We start from the raw sequence: 17,967 nt of genomic DNA, 5'->3' as shown, positions 1-17,967 counted from the left end.
GGACGGCCTTGACGTAGCTCCGGCCAGCCATGCCCGGTCCGCACAGCGGAGCCCACTGGAGGGCTCCGCGCCCGTAGGGTCCGCGGCGCGGACCAGCGACTGCGCGGCCGGCGGGATGGCCGGGATGAAATCGAGCTGATCCAGGCCGGTGTCGGCGCGACCGGACTGCTCCTGCGCCAGACCAAGCACATCTAACTTGTCCCAGGTTGCGGCACAACTGCGCCCGCTGTTGGCGCTCTTCCAGCGCTATCTACTGGTCGGCGGCTTCCCGCAGACCGCCCGCCAGGAAGACATCGGCCTCTGCCAATCGTCAAGAGCCCGGCCGTCATGAGGTCCTCGCGCTGCGGCACGTCGCGGGGTGCGAATGTTCGACAAAGGGTAGGCGACTCCGGGGCCGGACGAGTGGGCGGAATTATGATCAAGGCAGGCCTGACGGCATCCGCCCAGCCGGCCTCCGGCCACTCAGGGTCGGCCAGTCGGGACCTGATGAGGAACCGGCAGGCATTGCGGTGCGGATGGGGGTGCGCTAGTATCTTGACCAATTTACTTGGTTTTGGTATGCCAGTGCCGCGTCGGACAACCCGGCGCGCGGCGGCGTCACACCGTCGATCCCAACAGGCGCTCGATCACGGCCAGGGTCGTCGGCAGGCCGAACGGACGCTGAATGTGCCGTGACAGGGCGTAGGCCGGGACACCGAGGGTCAGCGCGTCGCGCACCGCGGCGGCCAGGTCCGCGGGTTCTACCGGCTCGGCCAGACTGATTCCGATCTTAAGCCCGACCAGCCGACGGGCGGTCAATTGGCTCTCCAGCCCGGCGGGCATGGCGATGACCGGTCGCCCCAGGGCCAGGGCCTCGTTGGCCGTGTTGAGCCCGCCGTCGTGGATGAGGACGCTCGCGGCGGCCAGGGTCCGCGGGAACGGGGCCGCGGTGGTGCGCAGCAGCAGGCCGCGGGCGCGCCAGGCGGCGACGGGCGCAGGGGCGCGATCAGGGCGCGCAGATGGTTGATATGGCCCAGACCATCGCCGTATTCGTTCGCCAACAAGACATGCGCCACAAGACAACCTCGGGGGAACACCGGATGATTCAGCCAGTCGACCACCGCTGCGATGGTACTCGGGAACGTCGCGCGCTCGGCGGCGCCCCGGCCCGGAACCTGGGGACCAGCGTCAGCATCGCCGCGCTGGCCTTGGCCCTGGCCGGCCCGGCGCAGGCCATCACCTGTGGCTTCGGGCAACAGTATTTCCGCCAAGAAGTGTCCAGGTTCTGTCCCTCCCTCATTTCTTGTCCCGACGGGAACTGCGACACGACCTGCCAGGTCACCTACGAAGAGGGCTGTCGCGACCTGGACCTCACCGGTCCGCTGCGGCTGAATCGCATTGAGGAGCAACGCACGGAGCCTGTCGATCGACCGCCGGATGGGCAGAACGAGCATTCCGCAATCACGCCCCGGTTACTGGGTCCCACGACCACGCCCGACAGCGCGCCCCTGTTGAGCGGCAGCCAGGTCGAATGGAACCCCATCACGTTCATTGGCCCGCAGATGACCCTGGTCTTCGGTGACGGCCTGATCCCCGACGCGGTCATCGATCGGACCCTGACCGTGGAGAGCGGCGGCATCGCCGTGCCCAAGGTCGCCGGCTTCGAGGTCCTGGATGCCCAGGTGATCGTGGCCCGCGGCGACGCCATCGAGACCGGGGACCTGCTGGTGCAGCGCCAGACGGAGCTGCCACCCGCCTCGGGGGCGCAGAACGGTAAGCTGAGCCTGTTCGACACCCCCCTGAAAACGGACGTCCTGCGCGTCGGCGAGACCGCCCGCGGCGAGATCGCCGTGCGCCGCGGCGCCAGCCTGGAACTGCTGACCGAGTCGCCCTTCAACATCATCGGCGGGCGGGCCGGCAGCAACGGCCTGGTCAAGGTGGACATGGGCGGGACCTTTGCGGTCGCCGAGCGCGTCGGCCTGGTCCTGGGCGCCGACGCCGGTCGGGCCGGGGCCAGCACGGACGGGGAGGCCCTGGCGGCGGCCCGCGGGGAGATCGCGGTCAGCGGTGCCGGGTCAGGCTTCAACGGCCGGGGGGAGATCATCGCCGGGGCCCTCGGGCAGGGGTTCGTCACCGTCACCGAGGGCGCGACCTTCGTCGCCCCGGACCTGGTGCTGGGCGCCTTCTCCGAGACCACCACCGGCAGCGCCGGGGTGCAAACCCGCTTCGGGACCGGCACCCTCACCCTGGACGGGGCCGGGACCAGGGCGGACATCGGCGGGCTCGTGGCCGGCGGCGCGAACCCGGAGCAGCTCGACGGCGTGACGACCCTGAGCAACCGCCTGGTGGTGGGCCGGGCCGGCATCGGTCAGGCGCAACTGAGCAACGGGGCCGTACTCGATACCTTCCGGCTGATCGTCGGACAGGAGGAGGGCGGCACCGGGTCCGTGGCAGTCGGGACCGGCGCGACCCTCGACGCCGGCCTGGTGGGCATCGGCGTGGCCGGGACCGGCACCGTACAGGTCGCGGCCGGCGGCACCCTCAAGGCCCAGGGCGGCGGGATCGGCTGGGACGACGACGGCCAGGGTACCCTGAGCATCGGCGGGACCGGGGCCCTGTTCGAGATGGGCGGCGATGGCGCCTTCATGGTCGGGCATCGCGGCCAGGGACTCCTGGACGTCGCCGCGGGGGGCCTGGTCCGCCTCTCCAGCGATGCCGGGATCCTGGGCGTCGGCGGCATCGATACCCTGCCGGGGCTGGGCGGCCAGGGGACCGTCCGGGTGCGCAGTGGCGGGCGCATCGAGGGCGGTGAGAACAGCGCCATCATCTTCGGGGGCAACGCCACCGCCACGGCGACCGGCCACCTCCAGGTGGATTCGGGGGCCGCCCTGGACCTGGGTCTGCTGCGGGTGGGTACCTATGGCGGGAGCGGGATCCAGGCGACGGTGGATATCAGGGGCAGCGCCGACTTTTCCTTTCAGGGGACATCGGCAGACCCGGACGCCCTCGGCGCCATGGTCGCGCAGGCGGTGGAGGTCGGCGCCCGCGGTCAGGTGCGGGTGCTCGACGGCGGTCATCTGAGTGCCCCGGGGCTGAGCATCGGCGCCGCGCTGGCCGACGGCCAGCCGCTGGTGGAGGTCACCGGGGCCGGCTCCCGCATGGACATCGCCAACAACATCGCCGTCGGCATTCAGGGGCGCGGCAAGCTGCGCGTCTCCGGGGAGGGTGCGGCCGTCACCGCCAAGGGGGTCTATGTCGGCAACGTCAGCGGCCTGCTCGACCCGGACGCGATTGTCACACCCCTGGCCGGGGTGCTGGAGGTCAGCGCCACCGGGCGCCTGACCACCACGCAGGGCGTCTTCATCGGGGCCGGCGGCCAGTTCTTCGGCAGCGGCGGCTCGGTGGTCGGCCCGACCTTCCAGGTCATGGCCGGGGGCGCACTGCGGCCGGGCCTCAGCCCCGGGCACTTGACCCTCGCGGGCGACCTGTTCCTGGACGCCGGGGGCCTGCTTGAGATCGAGATCGGCGGTGCGAATCCCGGGGTTGGCTTCGACCTGCTCAGCGTCACCGGCGACGTCCACTTAGGCGGCACCCTGCTCCTGGCCTTCATCGACGGATTCCTGCCCAAGGTCGGCGACCGGTTCGACTTTCTCGACCTGGGCGGCGGGCTCTTCGGTGACTTCGACGAGGTCCTGATCTCCGGCGCCCCGGGTCTCGGCTTCGACCCGGCAGCCCTGCGCCTGGGGATTCTGACCGTCACCGAGGCCGCCGCCCCCGCCCCATCGACCCTGGCCCTGCTGCTCCTGGGCGCGCTTGGCCGGTATTGGCGGCCCGGCCGGGGCCGCGCCGACCACCCCGGTCAGTACAGATAGCGCCCCGCCGCGGTCACCAGGTCCTCGCGCTGCGGCAGGTCGCGGGGTGCGAATGACATCCGAATGCCGATCCTCCGTCCTGCCGGTCAGCCGGCTGGCGGAAACTCCTGCGGAGTTCCGCCCTACGCGGGCTATGCCGCATTCCTGAAATTGCCCTGCATTTCCGCCACCACCTCCCGGAGTCGCCCGTCGAACTGGCGGTTGATATCCTCGAAGCTGCCGATCAGCCGCGCATAGATCGGATTGGCGAAGATCGCATCCAGGTCGACCCGGCCCTGGGATGACAGGTTGGCGATGAAGGCGTCCTTGATCTTACCCAGGGCCCTCGCCTGCGCGTCGGTGAAATTATAGAGCGCCAGGTAACTCTCGAATCCCGATTCGATGCGATCACGCGTCGTCGGGATCTTGCGCACCCCGAGCACCGCCAGGAAAAAGTCCCAGACCGAACCCGCGGGGTAATCGTAGATCCGCTGCAACTGTTCCTCGCTCAGGATCACGTCCGGCGCCGCGGCCCAGGCCATGACCAGGGCCAGTTCCTCCTCGCTCGGCTGGTAGTCCTTGTCCTCCCAGACCTTGCGGCGCAAGAGCGCAATGCGCGGGTCCATGGTCGACTTCACTCCGCTCTCGAACAACTCCCGCGCCCGAGCAACGGGGATGTTGTCGACGATCTTCAGACCCTCAGGCGTCATCAGTGTGCGTTGAATCAGACTGGCCGGGTCCGGATTGTCCAGAATCCCGTCCACCCGGGCGCCACCGCCCCCGCCAGCCCCGCCCCCATCAGGCCCGCCGGTCACGACCTTTTCATTGGGCTTGGGCGACCCCTTCCCATTGTCATCCATACGCCTGCACAGGCCCACGAAATCCAGGATCTGGAAGCTGAACTTGCCGGTCTTCGGATCGAGCCGGGTGCCGCGTCCGAGCATCTGCAGATACTTGGCAACCGATTTGGTCAGTGCGCCGAAGGCGACATAGCGCAGGCAGGGGATATCCACGCCCGTGCTCATGATATCCACCGACACCACGATCCGCGGGTTGGAATAGGGCCGCTCGAACCAGTTCTTGAGCGACTCGTTGATATCGTCGTTGTCCGAGATGACTGCCTCTGCATAGCGCGGACTGTCGTCGGTCGAGTTGAAGACGGCATTGATCGCCTTCACCAGCATCAGGCTATGGGCCTGGCTGGCGGCGAAGACGAGCACTTTCTCTCCATAGTCCGTCTCCTTACGCAGGATCTCGGCCCACCGCTTGGCCTGTTCCTCGCTCAGAATGCGCTTATTGAGCTGCTCCAGTGCGATCCGCTCCGCGTTTCCCAGTTCGATGCGTGCGCGGGTATCCGGGTCCAGCAGATGGTCATAGAGCACGCCCGCATCCATCGCCTCCTGGGTCAGGGCCGTAATGTGCTCCTCCTTGCCGTAGGGCGCCAGGAACCCCTCGTTGATGCCCTGCTCCAGATCGAAACAATAGTCCGGCTCGCCGGACGCGCAGCCGAACAGGCAATAGGTGTCATTCACAGCCAAGTCGGCGTCGTCGATCGTCGCCCCCTTGGCAGGGACGGCGATGCGCGGAGTAGCGGTAAGACCGACCCGCGGACAGACGAAGTGGTCAAAGACCAGATTACGGTTCACCGTGATGGAGCGATGACATTCATCGACGATGATCAGGTCATAGAAGTTACTGGGGATGCGGTCATAGAGCAGCTCCAGGGTATCGATGACCACCACATGGATATTCTTGTTCGCATGGGCGCGCCAGCTCCCCGAGGTGATCCAATGGCTGTTGTACGCGGGCGAGAGCAGGCTGAAACCCTTCTTGATGGCCTGATGCGCCAGGGTGCGGCGGTCCACCACGAACAGGACACGGCGCGCCAGGGCATAGTCCAACAGCGCCTTGGCGAAGGCGACCAGGGTACGGGTCTTACCGAGCCCGGTGGCCATATGGACCAGCATTTTCATCTTGCCCTCACGATAGAGTCCAAGCAGAATGCGGATGCAGTCCAGTTGATAGGTGCGCTCCTTGCCGGCGGCCGGGTCGAAGCCGCCGGCAAGGGTGGTATCGATGCGGATCTCCTGTTGGCGGCGTTTCTGTCGGTCCTGCTCCAGTTTGAGCCTCATCGCGTCCAGGGTCATGAAATCGGTGACGGACCGAAACTCCGCCGCGTCCACCCCGCGCCAGGCGAGGTCGAAGAACAGCAGCTTGAGCCCGCCCGCCCCGTCCGCGGCGCAGGCATAGAGGAACCGGGGCCGCAGGACCCGGCTGTATTTGAGCCGTAGCTTCGGCAGGGCCTTGGCCGGGTCATCCAGTTTGTCCTCGAGCACCGCCAGTGCCTCGCCTTGGATGTCCTGCAAGACGAAGTCCGGGCGGATGGACTTGCTGCCGGGATAGTCCCGCTGCTCATCCTCGGTCAGGGCATAGCTCGGTTGATAGAGCAGGGTGTCGCCCAAGCGCCAGCCCAGTGCCTTCAGCGCCTCATAGACCCGGAGGTCGACGGCCGATGCCTCGTTGTCGAAGATGCCGGTCTTGTTGGGCTTGGGCATGATCAGGACTCCCAGATCTCGTCCAGAATCTTGCGTGCCTTGGCTTCCGCCTGTGCTTTGAGTCCAAGCAGATCGGCCAGCAGCTTCGCCTGACGGTCGAGTTCCGCAACGACCGCTTGCTGTTCTTCCAAGCTTGGTATCGGCACACGCAGATTCGCGATGACAGACAGGTTCAGGTGAGGCACACCGCCCCCGCTGTATTCCTGCCCCCGGATTTCCTCGTACATCGAGCGGAGGTAGTAATAAACGTAGCGCGGGAGCACGTCTGGGCGCGTGATGACGATTCCCGCGCAGTTCTGGGTGATGGCGGCGGGAACACGCAGGTAAGCCGCTTTGCCTCGTGTTGCGCCCTGCCCGTACATGGCAACGAGAATGGTATCCGGCGGGTAGATGCGCAGGCAGTAATCCTGTACGGCCTGATCAGTCAGTGTTTCCGTGGTTTTTTCGATATCGCATTCGTTGACTTCCGCGGTCAGAACCCAGTGGAAATCACCATCGAAATACGCAAGATTACTTCGGGATGGGGTAGATCCTGTACCGATTTCTCCTATGGCAGAAAGTTGTTGTTCCTGTCCACTGAAAAGCGTCTGGTCGAGCTTCCAATTCTTCTCAACCAGGGTCACGCCTTGGATGATAGAATCATGGCGACTCAATGTTGACGCAACGCGTTCCTGTTCAACTAAATCTGGTAGCGGAACCGTGAGGTTTTCGATAAAGTCGGGCTGCGATCTACCTTTTATGCCGCCAGGTTTATTTGCTGCAAGGGTGGCTAGGAAATCAGGATAACGAAGTAATCGAACCAATAAGGCAGCGGAAGCCTGAGATGAGTTCACTGTATAAATCAAATAATCCATGGACGCTAGCACTCGACCTGCGTCGTTAATCGCCGTTGCGCCTTGGTGGAAATTAATTTTAGAAATAATCAAATCACCTTTTTCGGCCCACTGAAGATTGGTCTCGGCAGCCCGATCCTCACGCATGAATAACTTTCCGTCAGAGAAACGTATCTTCCCTACAATGTCGGCTTCGCCGGAATAATCGGATTGGATCATTACCTCGCGCCGTATCTTGAGTAACTCATTGAGAGGTACGCGTGGCAAGCGTTGTTGCGACGCAATGATCTCCTGCAAGGTCCCCAAGTGCGGGTAACGCACGAACTCGTCGGCCGAGACATCCTGCAGGAACTGCCTTGCCCAATCGAGTTCAAGCGTATGTCGCGGGTCCAGCGTCGAGAGGAGTTCATCCAGACGCTCGATCGGCGCGGCGGCAACGGCGCGGTATCTCCGTTCCAGCAAGTCTTCCGGCTCGGCCTCCCGCACCTGGCTCGCCGCGAATGCGCGCCAGGCATCCAGTTGCGCCGCGGATAAAGCGCTGCGGTAGTTCGGCAGGTTGAATGAGTAGAGGTGCGCCCGCTCGATCTTGCGGGCGATCTCGCTCTCGGTCTTGGTTTGCCACAGGTCGGCGTGATCAGCGAACCGCTGCAACCGCCCGCCCTCGGTGAGCCGCTTGGCCGCGATCTGGGCCGCCCACTTCTGTTCCAGCTTGTCCCGGTCTGCGGCCCTCTTGACGGCCATCTCGGCCCGGGTCTCGGCGCGGATGCGGTCCTTGATGCGCGGGTCCAGGGTCTTGATCCATTCCGCGGGGATACAGAATGAATGGCGCGACTCGGGCGGCTCCCGGCCCTCGCGCACGTAGGTGTGGAACAGGTCGAGCGCCTCGACCAATTGGCAGCCGGGCATGGGCTTGCGGTTGGTGCCCATGGAATAGCCGTCGTTGGTAACCTTGTAGAACCAGACCCGCTCGGTGGGGCGGCCCTTGACGAACAACAGGATGGACGTCTTGGGTCCCTGCCCGCCCTTGCTGACGAAGACGCCCTGAGGCAGGCTGATGATCGCCTGCAGGTCGCAGTCTTCCAGCAGGCTGCGGCGCAGGGCGCGGGCGCTGTTCTGGTCCCAGGTCAGGAACCCCTCGGAGACGATGACCCCGCAGACCCCGCCGGGCTTGATCAGTTCCAGCATCAGCTTGACGAACAGGATGGTCGTCTCGCTCTCAGTGGGGTATTCGCTCCAGACGTTGGGATAGGACTCCTTGTCCCGCTGTGCACCGAAGGGCGGGTTGGCGAGCACGATGCTCTTGCTGTTGGCCCTGATCTCGGTTCCGAACTTCTCCAGTGCGTCGCCCTGGCGGATATTACCGGGGTTGAGTCCGCGGACATAGAAGTTGATGGCGGCCATCTTGCGCACCATGCCCAGGTACTCGATGCCGCCGACACCGGTCCGGTAGAAGTCGGTATTGACTTCGATGGACGGCACCGGCACTGGATGGTGCTCGAACCAGGCCTTGAACCAGGCGGCGAGTTCGGGATGTGACTTGGGGCCTGGCCAGTGCCCTTCGCGATAGACGCCTTCCAGCACATATTCAAAGCTGTCGAACATGAAGCCGCCGGTACCGACGGTGGGATCGAACAGCCGTGACTGAAAGGTCGGCGCCGCCAGGCCGACCATGAACTCGCGGATGTGGTCCGGGGTGCGGTGCAGGCCGATGTCCTTGGTGCCGCCGGTCTCGGAGAGGGCCGATTCGATGGCATCGCCCAGTAGGTCGGTCTTGAGCAGCCGGTCACTATCCAGTTCCGCCACCAGACCGATGATCTCGGCCATGTTGCCGCTGGTCACGTTGTTGGTGAAGTTGGAGTTGCTGAAGACCTCCTCGATCAGCACCAGTTGGTCCTGGACCTTGTCGCTCAGGTTGCCGCGCCAGACCTTGCGTGCCTCGCTCAGTATACCGGCGTAAAAAGGGAAAAAATCGAGGTTGAGGGTCGGCAGGATCTCATCGTTTGGCAGGCTGAGAAGGGAGGAAAACAGCAGGCCCTCGTTGTCACCCCTGAAGGCAGCGCGCAGCGGGGCGAAGTCCGGGTCCTGTACCAGTTTGACCTCGAAGATACGCAGCAACAGCAATTCGATGATGTATTCCACCCGCTGCACCGGGGTCCCCGCCGGCCGCAGCTTATTGTGCAGCTTCTTGAGGATGTTGTTGGTTTCCTTATCGGCGTAGTGAACGGTGGAACGGGCCATGGAAGTCCTTGGGTTAGATAAACGGCGAGGTGGCGCCGTCTGTCGCGCCCCTTCAGGTTTGAGATGGAAGGCGAGCGCGCGGCGCTGCTCTTTGATCGTGCGTTTCCAAACTGGTTGCCGTCATGCTTGTCAGCGATGGACCGACAGTATATTCGGCCGACCGCGCCGGATAGGCAGGCGAGGTCGAACCTCTGCTTGGAATTCTACTCCGGTCGCCGGACGACTAGGCGGTCGGTCGCCCAGGCTTGGCCTTGGCGAAGTAGCGTACGCCCGGCAGGGTCTCCAAATCATCATCCTGAGTCCAGACGGTCGCCCCGCGGGCCTGCGCGGTCGCGTAGATGATGCTGTCGGCCGTCGGTCACCTGTGCCGACGGGCCAGACAGGCCGCCGCAATGGTCAGGTCCGCATCCAGGGGCTCCACCGCGCCCTCCTGCATCGCGAGCATCGCGCGGTTGGCCGCCGATTCGCCCCCCTCGCGCTCGGCCCAGCGATAGACCTCGTGCAGGACGATGGTCGGCACCAGCAACGCGGCAGTGGCGGTCGCCACCGGGGCAAACTGACCGGCGTTGGGGCCGTTGGCGAAATACTCGATCCAGCCGGATGAGTCGAGCAGGTTCACACTCGATCATCCCGTGTGCGGATGTCGTCGAGACAGGTGTCGGCCCCCTCCAGAAACCCACGCAATGCGGACACCGGCTCGCACGGCAGCATTTCGATCCCGTGTTCGCTCGCTCGGACCATAAAACGCTGTCCGGGCTTGAAATTCATGGACTCGCGCAGCGCCTTCGGCAGGACCAGTTGATACTTGGTCGACAAAGTGGTGGTTTCCATAGCGCTACGCCTTACGGCCTGGATCGATAAAATTGGTAGGTTCAAGTTTAGTTGATGTTGCGATTGCGCGCCGCAGGCGCTCAACGGACGCTCGAGTTTAGGTGGTTTTGTACTAAGATATGACATAGATGCCTATTTTATGGCTAGTACGCCTAACGAATAAGCGTTTATCCGTCGTGCGCGCCCAACTGACCCCGAGTCGGAGCGCGACGCCGCGCGCGCACGACGGATAAACGTTTGTTGGACTAATCCGCTCCTGGCACGACGCCTGCTGCGGCCGCGGTCCTCTTTAAGAGAGGGAATTGTATCCCTGAGGCCGGGGCGCCGGTCGGTCCCGGACCACGTTGCAGCACCCGGATGCCGCTCGGTGCGGCACCAAGCGGGCCTCCGCAGGGCTCCGCGGGGCTGGACAACGGGCTATTGAGGACGAAGTGTAGCCCATTTCCCGGATGTTGGGCGAGCGCGAACGCAGGCCGCGGGCGGCCTGTCCCGGACGGCCGGCGGGCGCTGAGGCTTAGCAGGTGGCGGGCATCAGCGAAACCCCCTGACCACGCCGTAGCGGGGCCAGGTGCGCGGTGACGTGCAAGCGCCCAGTGCGGCACTTGGGACAGGGATAGCCGTCAAAGGGCGCCGTCGCCGCCGGTGCCGTGGCGGGTTCCGGCGTCGGCGGCGGGGCCGCCAGCGCCGCACGGATCAGCGCCAGACAGCGCGCCCGGCAGCGGTTGGCCAGGAAACCGAAATGACGAACGCGCATGAACCCTTTGGGTAAGACGTGCAGCAGGAAGCGCCGGATCAGTTCCTCGCCGGTCAGGGTCATGACCTTGTTGCGACTGCCGTCGCGGTAGTCCTTGTAGCGGACGTCCACCGTGTCGTCCTCTTCATCGAAGGCCAGCAGCCGCCGGTCCGACAGGGCGATGCGATGGCTGTAGCGGCCCAAGTACTCGATCACGGTGTCGGTGCGCGCCAGACAAGGCTTGGAATAGACCACCCACTCGGGCTGCATCAGGGCGTTGAGGACGCGGTCAACCTCCGCGGCCGTGAGGCGCGACAGTCGCCCGTCTTTGAAGGCCCGGCGCAACCGGCTGACCAAACCGCCGCGGAAGTGCCGCGACAGCGCCCGCACCGGGAACAGATAGGTACTCTTGGCCGGATGCCAGGTCCCGTCGGCGCCAAAGGCCCCGCCCGGCACCAGACAGTGCAGGTGGACATGGCGTACCAGCGTCTGCCCCCAGGTGTGCAGCATCGCCGTCATCCCCAACTGCCCGTCCAGGCGCTTGGGGTCCTCAGCGAAGGCGGACAGGGTCGCCCACACCGTCTCGAACAGCAAGGCGTAGATCACCTCGGGGTGGACCTCGACCCAGCCGTTGAGGGTGTCGGGTAGCGTGAAGACCAGATGGTGATAGGTCACCGGCAGCACCGCCGCACGCTGGCGTTCGACCCATTCCTCGGAGGCCCGGCGTTGGCAGCGCGGGCAATGGCGATCACGGCAGGCGTGATAGAGGAAGGGGCAATCCCCACACTGGTCGCATTCCAGGGCGAAGCCGCCCAGCGCGGCGGTACGACAGTCCAGGATGTGATGACAGACCTGCCATTGGTGCGGGCTCAACGGGTGATGTTCGGCATAACCGGACAGGCACGCCGCCATGACCGCTTGCAGGGAGGTATTAGCCATGGCCGGCCTCCAATTGGGCAAGCAGGTCCAGGGTCCCTTCGCCCTCGCTGGCACTGGGCAGCCAATGCACATAGCGCAGGGTGGTCTGGATGCTGCGGTGGCCCATCAACCGTTGCAGGCGCTCCACCGACAACCCGCCCGCCAATTGATGGGTGGCGTAGGCGTGGCGCAGCCCATGGATCCCGCCGACCGTGGTTACGCCGGCCTGGCGCTTGGCGTCGGTGAAGGCCTTCTGCAAGCCGGTCGGCGACAGCGGCGTCCCGGCGCGCCCGGCGAACAGCCAATCCGCTGGCCGATAGAGGCGCCAATAGTCCCGCAACGCCTCCAGCAGGGTCGGTGAGAGTGGGACCAGGCGGTCCTTCGCCCCCTTGCCCTGGGTGATCCGCAGCAGTCGGCGCTCGCCGTCGATGTCCTGCACCCGCAGGGCCAGGACTTCGCTCAGGCGCAGTCCGCAGCCATAGCAGACCGTCAACATCATGCGGTAACGCGGATTGTCGCAGGCGGCCAGGATGGCGGCGACCGCGCCGCGGGTGAGCAGCTCCGGGATGCGCTGCGGGCGCTTGGGTAAGGTGACCTCCAGGTCGACCGTCGGCCAGCCGAGCACCCGCAGATAGAAGAAGCGGATGCCGTTGTACATCAGCCGCACGCTGGCCGGGGCCAAACTGCGCTGCACCACCAGATGCTCGAAGTAGCGCGTGAGATCGGCGTGCTCCAGGGTGTCCGGGGAGCGCCGGGTGAATTTGGCGAGGTCACGCACCGCGTCGAGATAGCTTTCGTGGGTGCGCGGCGAGAAGCCATGCATCTGCATGGCCGTGATCATCTGCTGACGCAGGGGTGTCATCGTCTGGTTCTCGGTCAACGACCCGGAGTGGGCCGTTACGAGTGTGGACGATGGGGGACGGGGCGGGGCCGCGGGTAACCGTGGGACGGCTGGGCTTATCCGCGCTTCATTCGCTATTCAATGGCGCTGCGGGATGGCCGCGGAAGGCCCCGCGGAGCGGATTAGTTCAACATATATCTCGCAATTACGCTAAAAACGTGCCAGTAACTCAACTTATCCCCCTTGACGAGCGGATTGCGGTCCTCCAGGGTTTCAACCCCTGGTGGTTGGGGCGTCCGGTGTCCGCCCCGGTCTTTCGCCGCTTGGCCTTCGACGCCTGCCGCGTCTACTTCGACAACCCAACGCTGCGGCGGGCGGTCCTGCTGTCCGGGCCACGCCGGGTGGGCAAGACCACGGTGCTCTACCAACTCGCCGAGGCGCTCTTGGGCGAGGGTCTCGAACCCCGCTCGATCCTCTATCTCAGTCTCGACCACCCAGTGCTCAAGTTGTTGGGTTTGAGGGATATTCTTGCGCTCTATCACGCGCACATCCAGGGCGAGGGCAGGCCGACGGTGCTGCTCCTGGACGAGGTCCAGTATGCCCGGGCCTGGGAGACCGAGGTCAAGCTCTTGGTCGACCACGGACCGAACTACCGCATCGTCGCCACCGGCTCGGCCTCCGTGGTGCATCGGGATCGGCTGGCCGAGAGCGGGGTGGGACGCTGGGTGACGGTGCAGGTGCCGACCCTGTCGTTCTATGAATTCGTCCGTATCCGGGGCGAGCCCCTGCCCAGTCTGGACCCAGGTCTGCGCCCCCAGGACCTCTTCGCCCTGCCCGCGGCGGACTTGCTCCAGGTTGCCGCACAACTGCGCCCGCTGTTGCCGCTCTTCCAGCGCTATCTACTGGTCGGCGGCTTCCCGGAGACCGCCCGCCAGGAAGATATCGGCCTCTGCCAGCGGCTGCTGCGCGAGGATGTCGTCGAGCGCGTGCTCAAGCGCGATATGACCGCCCTGTTCGGGGTGCGCAACGTCAACGAACTGGAACGTCTCTTTATCTATCTCTGTCTGCATACCGGCGGCATCCTAGCCCATCAGACCGTCGCCAAGACGCTGGAGGCGTACCTCGTCACCAAGCAGGATGCGGACTTCGGCGTCAGTCGGATCACGGGCATCGACACCGAGTTTCTCAAGGTGCCGGCCCATGTGCTTTGCTATTTGTTGGGCCAGGCGGAGCGGCTGTTGTGGCAATGAGCCCTGACCGCGGGTGGCCTGCCCCTTTTTCAGATCCAAGGCTGAAGCCTTGGACTCCGCAAGCTGGGCCGGGCGCGAATAGTCGGCACCGTGAAAGTCAGTACAGATAGCGCCCCGCCGCCGTCACCAGGTCCTCGCGCTGCGGCAGGTCGCGGGGTGCGATCGACACCAGCAGCATGGCCGAGCGACTACCGCGGGCATTGTGCAATTCATGCAGGACGAGTTGGCGGGCGGCCGGGTCCTGCGGATCGCGCTCGATGTTCATCGCGTCGATGTAGAGTGTGACCGTTTCGGCCCAGAGTTGGTGCGCGGCATCGTCGAGCAGCTCGGCGACGATCTCCAGATGGTGTTCCAGGACCTTGTCTTCGGTGCCCAAGCCGGCCAGTTCGCCGGTGATCGCGTCCAGTTCGCTGGTCAGGGCGGCCGGGTCCGGGTGCTCGTCCTCGGCCGGATTGAGGCTCCAGCCGCCGCGTGTGAGTGCCGCCAGCTTGCCGCGCAGCAGGTCGCGCTGGCGCGTGAGGTCGGCGCGCTCCACGCGGACCTCGCCGATCCTGGTCAGTGCCAGGAACAGCAGGTGGTCGAAGGCGCGGCGTTTGAGCTGGCGGCGCGCCTCGGGCTCGCTGTCCCTGGGGTCGAGCACGTTGTGTTCACGGAAGTTGACCGTGACCTGCGGCACCTCGCGCCGCAGCGTCTCGCCCGCCAGATCGATCCCCAGCGTGGTCCGCTGCGTGCGCTCCGCCAGCACCAGTGCGGTCACCCGATCGGCCCCGCGGCCCTCCGACGTGGCCAGGTACTCCTGGAGCGAGCGGTCCCGACTGAAGTGATCCAGCATATCCGCGGCGGATGCATAGAAGGCGCAGAGGGTGGAGTCGGCCGTGAACTCGCGCGGCCCGGCCGCCACCGGTGCGGATATGTTGTCCACCAGCGGGATCACCTGGTCGATGGCGTTGATGACCGGGGCGCGCAGGCGCTTGCGGTAGCCCGGCAGGAGGCGCAGCCGGGCGTCGGTGCCATCGACCGCGCGCTCAATGGCCGCCTCAATGAGCGACTCGGGGTAGTTGTCGTGGGTCTCCTCACGGCCGCCGAAGATTGATTGGAACAGGTTCATCGCTCAAGACTCCAGGGCCAGCAGGTGTGCGCGCGCCTCCGCGGCGCTCTCGTAGATATAGGGCGCCAGACCACGTGCGGCCAGCGCCTCCCCCATTTTCACCCGCAGGAAGGCGCTCGTGGTATAGCGCGTGACCCCGCTGTAATACCGCGTCACCACGTCCCTGACCATCGCCAGATAATCGTCCAGCAGCGCCGGCGCGATACTGAAGCCGTCGTAATTGACGATGGTGAATACCTTATGCCCCAGCGGGCCCAGCCGGGCGGCTACCAGGGCCGCGATGCGCGCGATATCTTCGTGGCTGCCGACCCGCAGGTTCTCGAAATTGACGAAGAACAGGTTATGTTGCGGGTCATAGGTGAGTCGCCCCTCCAGCGGTCGGTCGAGCAGGTCAGCGTACAGATTCATCGGCTCCGGGCGGAAGATGCGGGCGTCCATCAGGCGCGGCGGCTCATGCATCAGGGGCCGGAAGTCCATTTGCGCCAGGATGTCGCGCTCCAGGTCGATGCCGGGCGCGATCTCGATCAGCTCCAGCCCCTGCGCACCGAGCGCGAAGACGCAACGCTCGGTGATGTATAGGGCGGACTGACCGCGGCGCGCGGCGTATTCGCCACTGAAGGTGCGGTGCTCGACCATGACCACCAATTTGCGCGCCTGGCCCTCCCGGCTGATCCGCAGTTGCCCCTGCGCCACCTCAAGCCCGAGCTTGCCGGCGGTGAAGGTACCGACAAAGACCACCTTCTTGGCGTTCTGGCTGATATTGATGAAGCCGCCGGCCCCGGCCAGCTTGGGACCGAACTTGCTGACGTTGACATTGCCCGCCTGGTCCGCCTCGGCCAGGCCGAGAAAGGCGATGTCCAGGCCGCCGCCGTCATAGAAATCGAATTGGTAGGGCTGGTCCAGGATCGCCTGGGTATTGACCGCCGCGCCGAAATCGAGCCCCCCGGCCGGCACGCCGCCGATCACCCCCGGCTCCGCGGTCATGGTCAGCAGGTCGCCCAGGTGTTCCTCGTTGGCGACATTGGCGACCCCCTCCGGCATGCCGATCCCGAGATTGACCACGCTATTGGGCCGCAGTTCCATGGCGGCGCGCCGGGCGATGACCTTGCGCTCGTCCAGCGCCAACGGCTCGATCGCCGTCAGCGGGATACGCAATTCACCGCTGAAGGCGGGATTGTATTGGGTGCCGAAGGTCTGCATGTGGTGTTCCGGCCGCTCGGCGACCACCACGCAATCGACCAATACGCCGGGGACCTTGACCTGGCGCGGATTCAAGGCGCCCCGGTCGGCGATGCGCTCCACCTGCGCGATGACCAGTCCGCCGGAATTGCGGGCCGCCATGGCGATGGCCAGGACCTCCAGGGTCAGGGCCTCGCGCTCCATGCTGAGGTTGCCGTCGGAATCCGCGGTGGTGGCGCGAATGATGCCGACGTTGATCGGCAGCGCCGGATAGAAGAGGTATTCCTGATCGTCCAGGGGCAGCAGCCGCACCAAGTCGACCGTGGTGCGCGCATTGAGCCGGCCGCCGCCGAAGCGGGGGTCGACGAAGGTGCCGAGCCCGACGGTGGACAGATGCCCCGGCTTATGCGCGGCGATATCGCGAAACAGTTGCGCAATCACCCCCTGCGGCAGGTTATACGCCTCGATCTTCCCGGCGATGGCCAATTGGCCGAGCTTGGGGGCGAGCCCCCAATGACCGCCGATCACGCGGCGCAGCAGGCCCTCATGGGCGAGATGATTGAGCCCCCGCTCGCCCCCGTCGCCCTGACCGGCGGCATAGATCAGGGTGAGATCGCGCGGCCTGCCCGGGGCCTCGCCGGTCTTGGGATTACCGCGCAGGAAGCGCTCCTCCAAGGCAATCATGAGGCCCTCGGCGACCCCGATCCCGGCGAAGCCGTCGGTGGCTATGGTATCGCCGTCGCGGATCAGCCGCACGGCCTCGGCGGCGGTGACGATCTTGCCCTTTAGCGGCAGTCGCGCCGACGCCAGGAGGGGGTGTTGCGCAAACGCGTCAGCCATCGGATCAGCCTCCGGTATCTCAGGCCATGATATTGACGCCGCCGTCCACATAGACGGTGCTGCCGGTCAGGCGGCGGGCGTAGCGGGTGGCGAGGAAGGCGCAGGTGAAGCCGACGTCCATGATGTCCACCAATTCCCCGAGCGGGGCGCGGCTGGCCGCCTCGTTGAGCAGCAGGTCGAAGTCTTTGAGCCCCGAGGCGGCGCGGGTCTTCAGCGGTCCCGGCGAAATGGCATGGACGCGGATACCATTGCGGCCCAATTCATAGGCCAGGTAGCGACAGGCGCTCTCCAGTGCCGCCTTGACCGGCCCCATCACGTTGTAGTTCGGGGCCACCTCAGTGGCGCCGTGATAGGTCATGGCGAACATGGTCCCGCCCTCGGTCATCAGCGGCGCGGCCAACCGGGCCATGCGGATGAACGAGTGACAGGAGATATCCATGGCCTGGGCGAAACCGGCCGCCGAACAATTGAGCAAACCGCCCTGCAAATCGGCCTTGGGGGCGAAGGCGATGGAATGGACCAGGATATCGAGCCGCCCCCACTGCGCGGTAATGGCGGCGAACAGCGCCTCGAGCTCCCCCGGTTGGCTGACATCGAGCGGCATGACGATCGGCGCCTGCAGGGCCTGCGCCAGCGGCTCGACATAGGGCTTGGCCTTTTCGTTGAGATAGGTGATGGCCAGGTCCGCTTCCAATTCACGGAACGCCTTGGCACAGCCGTAGGCGATGGAGTGTTCGTTGGCGATGCCGACGACCAGCGCCTTCTTGCCCTTGAGCAGCGGAATCTGGGGTTGATTGGCCATACGGGGGCT

General features: G+C 65.5%; 12 protein-coding genes. 2 read left to right on the top strand and 10 right to left on the bottom strand.

The genetic code is table 11. The features are described from left to right. Window positions 1-597 precede the first annotated feature (597 nt). Window positions 598-1,062 carry a glycosyltransferase gene (locus tag THSYN_RS33505; RefSeq protein ID WP_157817495.1) on the bottom strand — a complete coding sequence of 155 codons (465 nt, stop codon included), beginning with the start codon at window positions 1,060-1,062 and terminating at the stop codon, window positions 598-600. 17 nt (window positions 1,063-1,079) lie between these two features. Here THSYN_RS33505 and THSYN_RS06400 point away from each other — a divergent pair, with 17 nt between their 5' ends. After that, on the top strand, window positions 1,080-3,851 hold the full coding sequence (locus THSYN_RS06400) for an autotransporter outer membrane beta-barrel domain-containing protein (RefSeq protein WP_157817494.1): 2,772 nt from the start codon (window positions 1,080-1,082) through the stop codon (window positions 3,849-3,851). Between the two features lie 131 nt (window positions 3,852-3,982). On the opposite strand, the gene THSYN_RS06395 is transcribed toward THSYN_RS06400, so the two are convergent. From THSYN_RS06395 to THSYN_RS06370, 6 genes are all read right to left on the bottom strand, one after another. Continuing rightward, window positions 3,983-6,385, bottom strand: coding sequence for a DEAD/DEAH box helicase family protein (locus THSYN_RS06395; protein ID WP_100918398.1), 2,403 nt, complete (start codon window positions 6,383-6,385; stop codon window positions 3,983-3,985). 2 nt (window positions 6,386-6,387) lie between these two features. After that, window positions 6,388-9,456 (bottom strand): N-6 DNA methylase, encoded by a 3,069-nt coding sequence (locus THSYN_RS06390; protein ID WP_100918397.1) that lies wholly within the window; start codon window positions 9,454-9,456, stop codon window positions 6,388-6,390. Between the two features lie 358 nt (window positions 9,457-9,814). Beyond that, on the bottom strand, window positions 9,815-10,075 hold the full coding sequence (locus THSYN_RS06385; RefSeq protein ID WP_418219906.1) for a type II toxin-antitoxin system VapC family toxin: 261 nt from the start codon (window positions 10,073-10,075) through the stop codon (window positions 9,815-9,817). After that, entirely contained in the window at window positions 10,072-10,287 is a 216-nt protein-coding gene (locus THSYN_RS06380; protein ID WP_100918396.1) for an AbrB/MazE/SpoVT family DNA-binding domain-containing protein, read from the bottom strand. Before THSYN_RS06380 ends, THSYN_RS06385 begins: the two co-directional genes overlap by 4 nt. Before the next feature lie 514 nt (window positions 10,288-10,801). Continuing rightward, entirely contained in the window at window positions 10,802-11,959 is a 1,158-nt protein-coding gene (locus THSYN_RS06375; protein WP_100917452.1) for an IS91 family transposase, read from the bottom strand. After that, window positions 11,952-12,800, bottom strand: coding sequence for a tyrosine-type recombinase/integrase (locus tag THSYN_RS06370; protein WP_100917453.1), 849 nt, complete (start codon window positions 12,798-12,800; stop codon window positions 11,952-11,954). The genes THSYN_RS06375 and THSYN_RS06370 overlap by 8 nt, the downstream gene beginning before the upstream one ends. A gap of 197 nt (window positions 12,801-12,997) precedes the next feature. Here THSYN_RS06370 and THSYN_RS06365 point away from each other — a divergent pair, with 197 nt between their 5' ends. Continuing rightward, window positions 12,998-14,029, top strand: coding sequence for an ATP-binding protein (locus THSYN_RS06365; protein ID WP_157817493.1), 1,032 nt, complete (start codon window positions 12,998-13,000; stop codon window positions 14,027-14,029). A 97-nt stretch (window positions 14,030-14,126) separates the two neighbouring features. Here the strand turns inward: THSYN_RS06365 and THSYN_RS06360 are convergent, their stop codons facing one another. From THSYN_RS06360 to fabI, 3 genes are read right to left on the bottom strand one after another with little or no spacing between them, the layout of a single operon-like run. Continuing rightward, on the bottom strand, window positions 14,127-15,137 hold the full coding sequence (locus THSYN_RS06360) for a hypothetical protein (protein WP_100918394.1): 1,011 nt from the start codon (window positions 15,135-15,137) through the stop codon (window positions 14,127-14,129). Window positions 15,138-15,140: 3 nt separating this feature from the next. Further along, window positions 15,141-17,156, bottom strand: a complete 2,016-nt coding sequence (locus THSYN_RS06355; protein ID WP_100918393.1) for an acyl CoA:acetate/3-ketoacid CoA transferase — start codon at window positions 17,154-17,156, stop codon at window positions 15,141-15,143. 19 nt (window positions 17,157-17,175) lie between these two features. Next, complete coding sequence (gene fabI / locus THSYN_RS06350; RefSeq protein WP_100918392.1) at window positions 17,176-17,958, bottom strand: enoyl-ACP reductase FabI; 783 nt, start codon at window positions 17,956-17,958, stop codon at window positions 17,176-17,178. Window positions 17,959-17,967: the final 9 nt, after the last annotated feature.

The organism is Candidatus Thiodictyon syntrophicum (genome assembly GCF_002813775.1).
In the GTDB taxonomy this organism is placed as follows: Bacteria; Pseudomonadota; Gammaproteobacteria; order Chromatiales; family Chromatiaceae; genus Thiodictyon; species Thiodictyon syntrophicum.
This window is presented reverse-complemented; position numbering and strand designations above follow the sequence as displayed.

Coding starts and splice junctions, on each gene's coding strand:
- THSYN_RS06400 (WP_157817494.1), top strand. CDS start 1,080: ATGATTCAGCCAGTCGACCACCGCTGCGATGGTACTCGGGAACGTCGC.
- THSYN_RS06395 (WP_100918398.1), bottom strand. CDS start 6,385: ATGCCCAAGCCCAACAAGACCGGCATCTTCGACAACGAGGCATCGGCC.
- THSYN_RS06390 (WP_100918397.1), bottom strand. CDS start 9,456: ATGGCCCGTTCCACCGTTCACTACGCCGATAAGGAAACCAACAACATC.
- THSYN_RS06380 (WP_100918396.1), bottom strand. CDS start 10,287: ATGGAAACCACCACTTTGTCGACCAAGTATCAACTGGTCCTGCCGAAG.
- THSYN_RS06375 (WP_100917452.1), bottom strand. CDS start 11,959: ATGGCTAATACCTCCCTGCAAGCGGTCATGGCGGCGTGCCTGTCCGGT.
- THSYN_RS06370 (WP_100917453.1), bottom strand. CDS start 12,800: ATGACACCCCTGCGTCAGCAGATGATCACGGCCATGCAGATGCATGGC.
- THSYN_RS06360 (WP_100918394.1), bottom strand. CDS start 15,137: ATGAACCTGTTCCAATCAATCTTCGGCGGCCGTGAGGAGACCCACGAC.
- THSYN_RS06355 (WP_100918393.1), bottom strand. CDS start 17,156: ATGGCTGACGCGTTTGCGCAACACCCCCTCCTGGCGTCGGCGCGACTG.
- fabI (WP_100918392.1), bottom strand. CDS start 17,958: ATGGCCAATCAACCCCAGATTCCGCTGCTCAAGGGCAAGAAGGCGCTG.